Annotated in this window: 7 protein-coding genes; 4 read left to right on the top strand and 3 right to left on the bottom strand. The window is 71.0% G+C overall.

The window, feature by feature from the left end:
• Window positions 1-128: 128 nt before the first annotated feature.
• Entirely contained in the window at window positions 129-1,466 is a 1,338-nt protein-coding gene (locus ACZ7HQ_RS37585) for a S53 family peptidase (protein ID WP_470999822.1), read from the bottom strand.
• Window positions 1,467-2,244: 778 nt separating this feature from the next.
• Between ACZ7HQ_RS37585 and ACZ7HQ_RS37580 the strand changes: the two genes are divergently transcribed.
• The 3 genes from ACZ7HQ_RS37580 to ACZ7HQ_RS37570 all read left to right on the top strand — a co-directional run bounded on the left by ACZ7HQ_RS37580 (window position 2,245) and on the right by ACZ7HQ_RS37570 (window position 4,776).
• Complete coding sequence (locus ACZ7HQ_RS37580) at window positions 2,245-3,144, top strand: SDR family NAD(P)-dependent oxidoreductase (protein WP_470999820.1); 900 nt, start codon at window positions 2,245-2,247, stop codon at window positions 3,142-3,144.
• Window positions 3,145-3,277: 133 nt separating this feature from the next.
• A complete protein-coding gene (locus tag ACZ7HQ_RS37575) occupies window positions 3,278-4,072 on the top strand; it encodes an alpha/beta fold hydrolase (protein ID WP_470999818.1) in 795 nt (264 codons plus the stop codon).
• A gap of 116 nt (window positions 4,073-4,188) precedes the next feature.
• Window positions 4,189-4,776 carry a TetR/AcrR family transcriptional regulator gene (locus ACZ7HQ_RS37570; protein WP_470999816.1) on the top strand — a complete coding sequence of 196 codons (588 nt, stop codon included), beginning with the start codon at window positions 4,189-4,191 and terminating at the stop codon, window positions 4,774-4,776.
• 114 nt (window positions 4,777-4,890) lie between these two features.
• Here the strand turns inward: ACZ7HQ_RS37570 and ACZ7HQ_RS37565 are convergent, their stop codons facing one another.
• Together ACZ7HQ_RS37565 and ACZ7HQ_RS37560 are read right to left on the bottom strand one after the other, a co-directional pair.
• Window positions 4,891-5,055 carry a hypothetical protein gene (locus ACZ7HQ_RS37565; protein ID WP_470999815.1) on the bottom strand — a complete coding sequence of 55 codons (165 nt, stop codon included), beginning with the start codon at window positions 5,053-5,055 and terminating at the stop codon, window positions 4,891-4,893.
• A gap of 671 nt (window positions 5,056-5,726) precedes the next feature.
• Window positions 5,727-6,077 (bottom strand): MerR family transcriptional regulator, encoded by a 351-nt coding sequence (locus tag ACZ7HQ_RS37560; RefSeq protein ID WP_470999813.1) that lies wholly within the window; start codon window positions 6,075-6,077, stop codon window positions 5,727-5,729.
• A 638-nt stretch (window positions 6,078-6,715) separates the two neighbouring features.
• Here ACZ7HQ_RS37560 and ACZ7HQ_RS37555 point away from each other — a divergent pair.
• Window positions 6,716-7,090 carry a hypothetical protein gene (locus ACZ7HQ_RS37555; RefSeq protein WP_470999811.1) on the top strand — a complete coding sequence of 125 codons (375 nt, stop codon included), beginning with the start codon at window positions 6,716-6,718 and terminating at the stop codon, window positions 7,088-7,090.
• Window positions 7,091-7,235 lie beyond the last annotated feature (145 nt).

Genomic DNA, 7,235 nt, shown 5'->3' with positions numbered 1-7,235 from the left:
GGGCGGTGAACTGAGGGAGGCTCTGCCGGGTGGCGGGGCGGGGGGGGGGGGGGAAACGGCGAAGACGGGGTTCCCGCTCCCTCCCCCCCCACCCACCCCGGCCCCCTGCGGGTCGCAGAGTGCCGCCGTCAGAAGGCACCGGTGCCGTGGGGTGTGCCGAGACCGGTCGGCCCGTCGTATCCCCGGCCCGCGGTGCACAGGTAACCGCCGCCGCAGGAGCCGTTGCTGCCCGAGGTGACGTCGTAGAGCGCCGACCTGTGGCCGTACGGATATGAGCCGCCCACGACCTGAGAGGTGTTTCCGGCCAGGGCGTAGACGCTCGCGATGATCGGCGACGAGACGCTGGTGCCACCGACTTCGACCCATCCGTCGGCACCTTGCGCGACACCGAGTTGAAGCTCGGTGTCGCACAACAACCCGCCTCCGCAGCTGTTGTACGTGTCGTAGACCGCCACCCCGGTGTTGGGATCGGCGACGGCGGCCACGTCGGCGACGGCGCGCTTGCCGCATCCGGAGTCGTGCTGCCAGGACGGCTTGGCCTCGTACGCCGAGCAGCCCGAACCCGCGCCGCTCCAGGCCGTCTCGGTCCAGCCGCGCGCGTTGGGCGCCCTGGACAGCGAGGTGCCGCCCACGGCGGTGACGTACCGGGAGGAGGCCGGCCAGGAGACGCCGTAACCGGAGTCCCCCGAGCTCGCTGTGACCGCGACGCCGGGGTGCTTGAAGTGCGAGTCGAACGACGTGATGGTGTTGTCCTCGGACCCACCCCAGCTGTTGGAGACGGAGACGACGCCGGGTGTGGTGGCGGCGGTGTCCTCGGCCCTCATGAGATCCGCGACGTTCGCCGACTTCGCCTCGACCAGGAGGATGTGACAGCCGGGGCACGCCGCCGAGACCATGTCGAGGTCGAGGCTGATCTCCTCGGCCCAGCCGTGGTCGCCGGAGGGCAGCGGTGCTGCCCGGCCCGCCTGGTTCACCTTGCGGAAGCAGTGGTTGGCGGTGGTGCACGACGGCAGACCGTATGCCCTGCGGTAAGCGGCCAGGTCGGACTCGGCGTGCGGGTCGTCCATGGCGTCGACGATGGCCACCGTGCGCCCGGATCCCGAGGTACCGCCCAGTTTGTAGGCGGAACGCAGCTCGGACGGCACGTACCCCACCGTGGTCGGGGATCCGGAGGTGAAGGGTGTCAGGCGCCCCGAGGCGGTGCGGTGGGCCTTCAGGATGCCGAAACAGCGGGCTTGTCCCGCTTGCGAGGGATGGTCGCAGCCGAAGCCCGTCGTACTCGCGGAGGCGGACGCGTGCGGGGCGGATGAGGGAGCGGCGGCCTGGGCCCCGGTGGCCAGGCCGACGGTGAGGGTGGTGACGGCGACCGTGAGCATCGCGGTGAGGGCGGCTGCCGTCCGCCGCACCCGCCGTCTCGGCCGGTGGTGGATCGCCAGGTGTCCGGAGGGTATCTCGCTTCGGTGCATCAAGCCTCCGTGCGGTTGCAGGCGGTGCGGAAAGGCGACGTGACGGAAAGCAGCCGTGACAGACGGCATGTCAGGTCGGCTGGGAGGGGGGTCCGTTCACCATGCGGTCGCCGACTTCCGCTGGTCAAGGCCACGTCCATGCAGGTCTTGTGGGGTTGCCGCGGTGGGCGAGTGAACCGCCCGTGCCGCTGACGTGTCCGCGGTGGTGCTCACTCCGTGGCCACGAAACGGTGGGCTGCGCGGCGGATGCGGAGGAAGCGGGGGCCGTGCCGGCTCCCGCCACCTCACCTGCGCCCCACGCCGGTTGAGCGCCCGATCCGGGGATGTCTGTGCCACGGCCCTGACGCCGGGCGAGTCCAGGGCGGCGGCCACCGTGTTCCCGGGAACGCCGACAGCCACCGTCTTCGGCCCGGGCGTGCGCATCGCGCCGCTCGGCGCGCCGTACCGGACGACGCCGTGCGGCGGGCGGGCATCAAGGGGGACGACGCCTCCGGCCTGCCCGGCACCGTCTTCGACCCCCCGCGGTCGAGCAGGGCCGCGAGTGCCGCGCCCGGACCATGCGCCGAGGCGGCCCGGGGGTTCGCGGACTCGCCCGCGCTGTCGAGGCGGCCGAACACCTGGGGTTGAGGAAGCGGCCTCAACTGGCCCTGCGGCCTTACGGAGTTCTCGCGCGTGGGCTCACGGCCGGGCCGCCTAACCGGATAGGTCATCCGGATGTGTGCTAGCGTCTCGATCAACCGGATGGACTATCCGTTTTCCTGTCGGGGTGGAGGAGCTCATGACGAAGACAGCTGTGGTCACGGCGGGGACAGGGGGCATCGGCCTGGAGACGGCGCTGGGTCTGGCCGCTGCCGGGTTCGCGGTCACCGTGGTCGGGCGCGACGCGGAACGGGGAGCCGGAGCGGTCGAGCGGATCAACGCCGCGGGCCCGGACGGCGCCGGCCGGTTCCTGTCCGCCGACCTCTCCTCGCTCGACCAGGTGCGCGCGCTCGCCGACCGGATCGCCGCCGACCACGCCGCCTCGGGGGAACCGCTGACGGTGCTGGTCAACAACGTCGGAGCGATGTTCCCGCGGCACCGGACCCTGGACGGCGTCGAGGCGTCCTTCGTCGTCAACCACCTCTCGCCCTACCTGCTGACCGAACTGCTGCTGCCCACCCTCGCCGCCGGGGCACCCAGCCGGATCGTGAACGTGACCTCGGGCGCGGTCGGCGTGGGCAAGCGGGTGTTCGACGCCGTCGAGCCGCCCGGCGGCTACTACGGCTTCCACTGGTACGGCCGCGCCAAGCTCGCCAACCTCACCTACACCCTGGACCTGGCCGCCCGGCTGGCCGGCACGGGCATATCGGTCTTCGCCGCCGACCCCGGAGGCGCCGCCACCGAGATGACCAACGGCACCCTGACCGACCCGAAGATCGTCTCCCCGCCGCTGCGGCTGCTGTGGCCGCTGGTACGCCGCAAGTTCGAGCGCTCCACCTCCGGCCCGGCGTCGGCGGCGGCCAGGCCCTCGATCGCCGCCGCCACCGACAAGGCGCTGACCGGCCGGACCGGCCTGGTCATCGGCCCCCAGAGCCACCCGGTCACCCCGTTTCGCGCGGCGGCCGACCGCCGCCTCGCCGAGGCCGTGCGCCGGCTCAGCGAAGCCCACGCACCCACGCCGGCCGGCACGGACGCGTGAACCCTCGCCCCCGACGCCCGTCACACCGACGGGGCCGGCCAACGGTCACACGGCCGCGCCGGCCCCCTCGCGCCCGCCCCCGGAACACGCCGGACCACCGCCGCGCCCACCCCCACCCGACCGAGGACACGACATGACCAACGCAGTCCCGACCGCCTATGACCGCACCGTTCACGGCTCCGGCCCCGGCCTCCTCCTCGCCCATGGCGCCGGCGGCGGCATCGACGCCAACTACGGGCCGATCATGGAAGGGCTCGCCGCGCAGCACACCGTCGTCGGGGTCGACTACCCCGGCTCAGGACACACCCCGGCCACGCCCACGCCCCTGCAGCTGGACCTCATGGCGGACCAGCTCGTCGCCGCCGCGGACGCCGAAGGGCTCGACACCTTCGCCCTCTGCGGATACTCGCTCGGCGGCCCGGTCGCGATCCGGGTGGCCGTCCGCCACCCGCAGCGGGTCACCGCGCTCGTCCTGAGCGCGACCTTCGCCCGCGTGGACACCCGCACCGAGCTGGCCGCCGCGATCTGGCAGCAGCTCTACGACACCGGAGCGCACCTCCTGCTCGCCCAGTACCTGACCCAGCTGGCCGTGAGCGCGCCGTTGCTGAACTCCCTCACTCCCGCCCAGGTGCGCGCGGCCGCCGAGCAGACCGCCGCCGCCCTCCCGCCCGGTACCGGCGCCCAGGTCGACCTGGTCCGCCGTGCCGACGTCCGCGACGACCTCGCCGCGATCACCGCCCCGACCCTGGTCGTCGTCACCACCGCCGACACCCTGATACCAGCCGCCCTGCAGTACGACCTGGCCGCGGCCATCCCCGGGGCGCGGACCGCCGAGCTCCCCACCGGACACCTGCCCTTCCTGGAGCAGCCGCACCGCTGGCTGGAGATCATCACCGGCTTCCTCAGCGGGCAGCGAGACCAGTGCTGACAGCCCCGCGGGGGCGGGCTGCTCGGCCCGCCCCCACGGCGGGCGCGGCACCCGGAAAGGCCCGCATATGATCGGACGGCACGCCTGCCTCGAATGAGCGACCTGGACTCTTCCCCATGACGACCACACCGCTGCGCAAGGACGCCGCCCGCAACTGGGAGCGGATCGTCGCCGTCGCCCGCGACCTGGTTGACCAGGGCACCGCACTGCAGCTCAACGACGTCGCACGGCGGGCGGGACTCGGCGTCGGCACGGTCTACCGGCACTTCGCCACTCCCGAGGCGCTCCTGGAGACCGTCGCCACCCCCTGTCTGGAAGCCCTCGCCGCACACGGCCGGCACGCCCTGGCCGACACCGACCACGGGCGTGCCCTGGAGGACTTCCTGTCCCGCATCGTCGAAGCGCAGATCACCGACGCCGCCCTGCCCCCGGTCGCCGCCACGGCCACGGACGCCCTTCCGCGCACCACGGAACTCAAGAAGTCGCTCCAGTCGACCGGGACCACGCTCCTCGAGCGGGCCCGCGACGCCGGAGCCGTCCGCCCCGACCTCGCCGCCACCGACCTCGTCCCCCTCATGTGCGGCATCGCCCACGCCGTCAGCGTCCACGGCGGCCCCCTCGCGGACCGCGTTCAGACCGCCCACCGCTATCTCGCCACCCTGCTCGAGGGCATGCGCACCGCGCGTCGGGATCCTGACGGCTGACACACCCGCAGCCGTCCCGGCGGTGAGCAGTCCCGCACCGCTCACGAGCTCACCCCGGAGCAAGACCGTCACGCCCAGGCAGCGGAGTACCGTCGAGACCACGAACTCGTGCTCTCAGCTTGGGAAGCTGCGGTCATTCGGGGCGGGTACGGCAGGTTCCCTGCCCTGTGTGGCTTCGAGCTGCGGGCCGTAGTCGGGTATGAAGATCTCGCGCAGCGTCTTGTCCAGCGTTCCTGAGATCGCGTAGATCGGCGACCAGACGGCTCGGTCGTGCACCATCCCCTCAAGATCTTGGGGCTGGGCTTCCGTGCGGGCCCACACAGTTTCCCACTGCGATGGTGACGTGGGGACGGCCGCCCATGGTCCTAGAGCTGACCTGGCCACCATGGCATGTCCAGGCTGTCAGCCGGGATGACCTTGGCCCTTGCGAGGATCTTCCTGTCGAGGGCCCACACGAGGGCCCGCAACTCACGCGCGCTCTTCCTGGGCAGTGCGTGAAGCACGGCTTCGAGGTGCTGACGGAAGCCGGCGCCGTAACACCCGCATTCAGGTATGCCACAGTCGGGACCTGTGAGGGGGTCTACAAGTTGTCTGAGGGGGCCATGGGCATAGGCCTGCCAGTGCCAGAACGCTTCTTCTGTGGCTTCGGGCCAGAAGCGGGTCCGCTCCAGCCGACGCAGGTCAGCTGTGCAGGATCCTGAAAGGCGGTCGATCAACGGGTACCGTCGCCGCCTCCAGGGGCGGATAGGGAGATCGCCCCGCAGGGCTGACGGGCGCCTACGCGGCATTGCCCCTTCGGCTGTCGGTCATGGGGGCAAGCTACAGAACCGCGGGTCAGGTGGCCACCACGTATCCGGCGGCCGAAGCCCCAAGCTTGGGAAGCTCGCGTCTCTTGCCTCAGTTCACCCTGTTGACCTGGGCGGAAGGGGAACCACACGCGCCCGCGTGTTTCAGGCGGAGCCGGAGCCGGCTCGGCCCGCCGACTCGCTGGCGGCACGACGGTACTCGGCGTTGATGCGCTGCGCTTCCTCGAGCTGGTCCTCGAGGATGACGATGCGGCACGCGGCCTCGATCGGAGTCCCCTTGTCGACGAGCTCCCGGGCGCGCGCGGCGATCCGCAGCTGGTAGCGGGAGTACCGCCGATGTCCTCCCTCCGAGCGGAGCGGAGTGATCAGACGAGCCTCACCGATCGCCCGGAGGAAGGCCGGGGTGGCGCCGAGCATCTCGGCTGCCCGGCCCATCGTGTACGCGGGGTAGTCGTCGTCGTCCAGACGATCATTCAGGGGGTTGTCCGATGTCATGTCACCTCGTTGTGCAACGCGTCGAGGGGCCCTGGTGCGTACGGCACCAGGGCCCCGAAGGAAATTGAACACCATCCGTCGGCCCACTACTGTGCCGACCTTCTGTTTCCGCTACCCAGCCCGGCAGAGGGGGGTGCGGGGGGATCGCAGCTGCTTGACCGGGGACCACCATCCATTCCGGGGTCTTGCGGTACCCGGGCCGAGTGCTTCTCGGGCCGGGCGATCCTGATGGCGTCTGCTCCTCCGTTCCTCTCCGAACCAACCACTGAGTGAACCGGTACTGCTGTTGGCAGCTCCTCGACGTGCGAGCCGCCCAGTGCGGCTCTCAGTCCCGTCACCGTTCTGGGAACACTCTGGCTTCGAGACTCGAGAGCCGCACTGACCTGCGTACTTCGTATTCATCCACCCGCCAGTTCGTGTCTGGCGGGTCTCTCCGACCGTGTCTACGAGAAGAAGCGTACCCATGTCAGGAACGAAAATCTACTCGTGCTGGAGTAGGTTTCACCCTTCTGGTGAAGGAAGAAGCCTGCCGCGATCGGGCCTCACCGGTTGGCGGAAGCCGCCTCCTGCCGAGCGCGCAACTGCTTCAGCCCCACGGGCGGTTCCTGATACAGGTGGGCCGAATAAGCTGTGCAGTCATGTCGAACCCTGATGAGCTGCTCGTCGCCATCTCCGCCGCGGTGGAGTCGGAGCGAAGCAATCAGATGTCGCTGACCGTGGTCGTCGGCGGCGCCGTCATCACCGGCCGGCTCGCTCCGGAGGCCGTGTGGAGGGAGCGGGTGGCGGAGGTCCTGAAGGACTCGGACCGTCTCGCCCCGTTCTCGGACGTCTTTGCGCGCGGTCCGCGAGGGAACCGGCCCGATCGCGGCGAGGCGCCCACGCATCTGCACTTTCACCTCGCTCGGATCCTGCAGGGCAGCCTCGGCATCCCGGAGACGGGAGGCATGTACCGAGTCGCGATCAAGGACGTCAGCGCATGGACCGTAGGAGATCTCGTCCACTTCGACCGGTGAGACGCTGACTCCGCCCCGTTGCCCGGCCGGCGCTTTCCGAGCGGACGGCGACACAGCGGTGGGGGGGGGGGGGGGGGGGGGGGGGGGGGGGAGGCAAAAAATGAACAGGGGGGGGGCGTTCCCGTCCTCACGCGCGCTGCTTGGG

Source organism: Streptomyces sp. NPDC037290 (assembly GCF_055603245.1).
The sequence above is the reverse complement of the archived record's forward strand: the minus strand, read 5'-3'. Positions and strand labels throughout refer to the sequence as shown.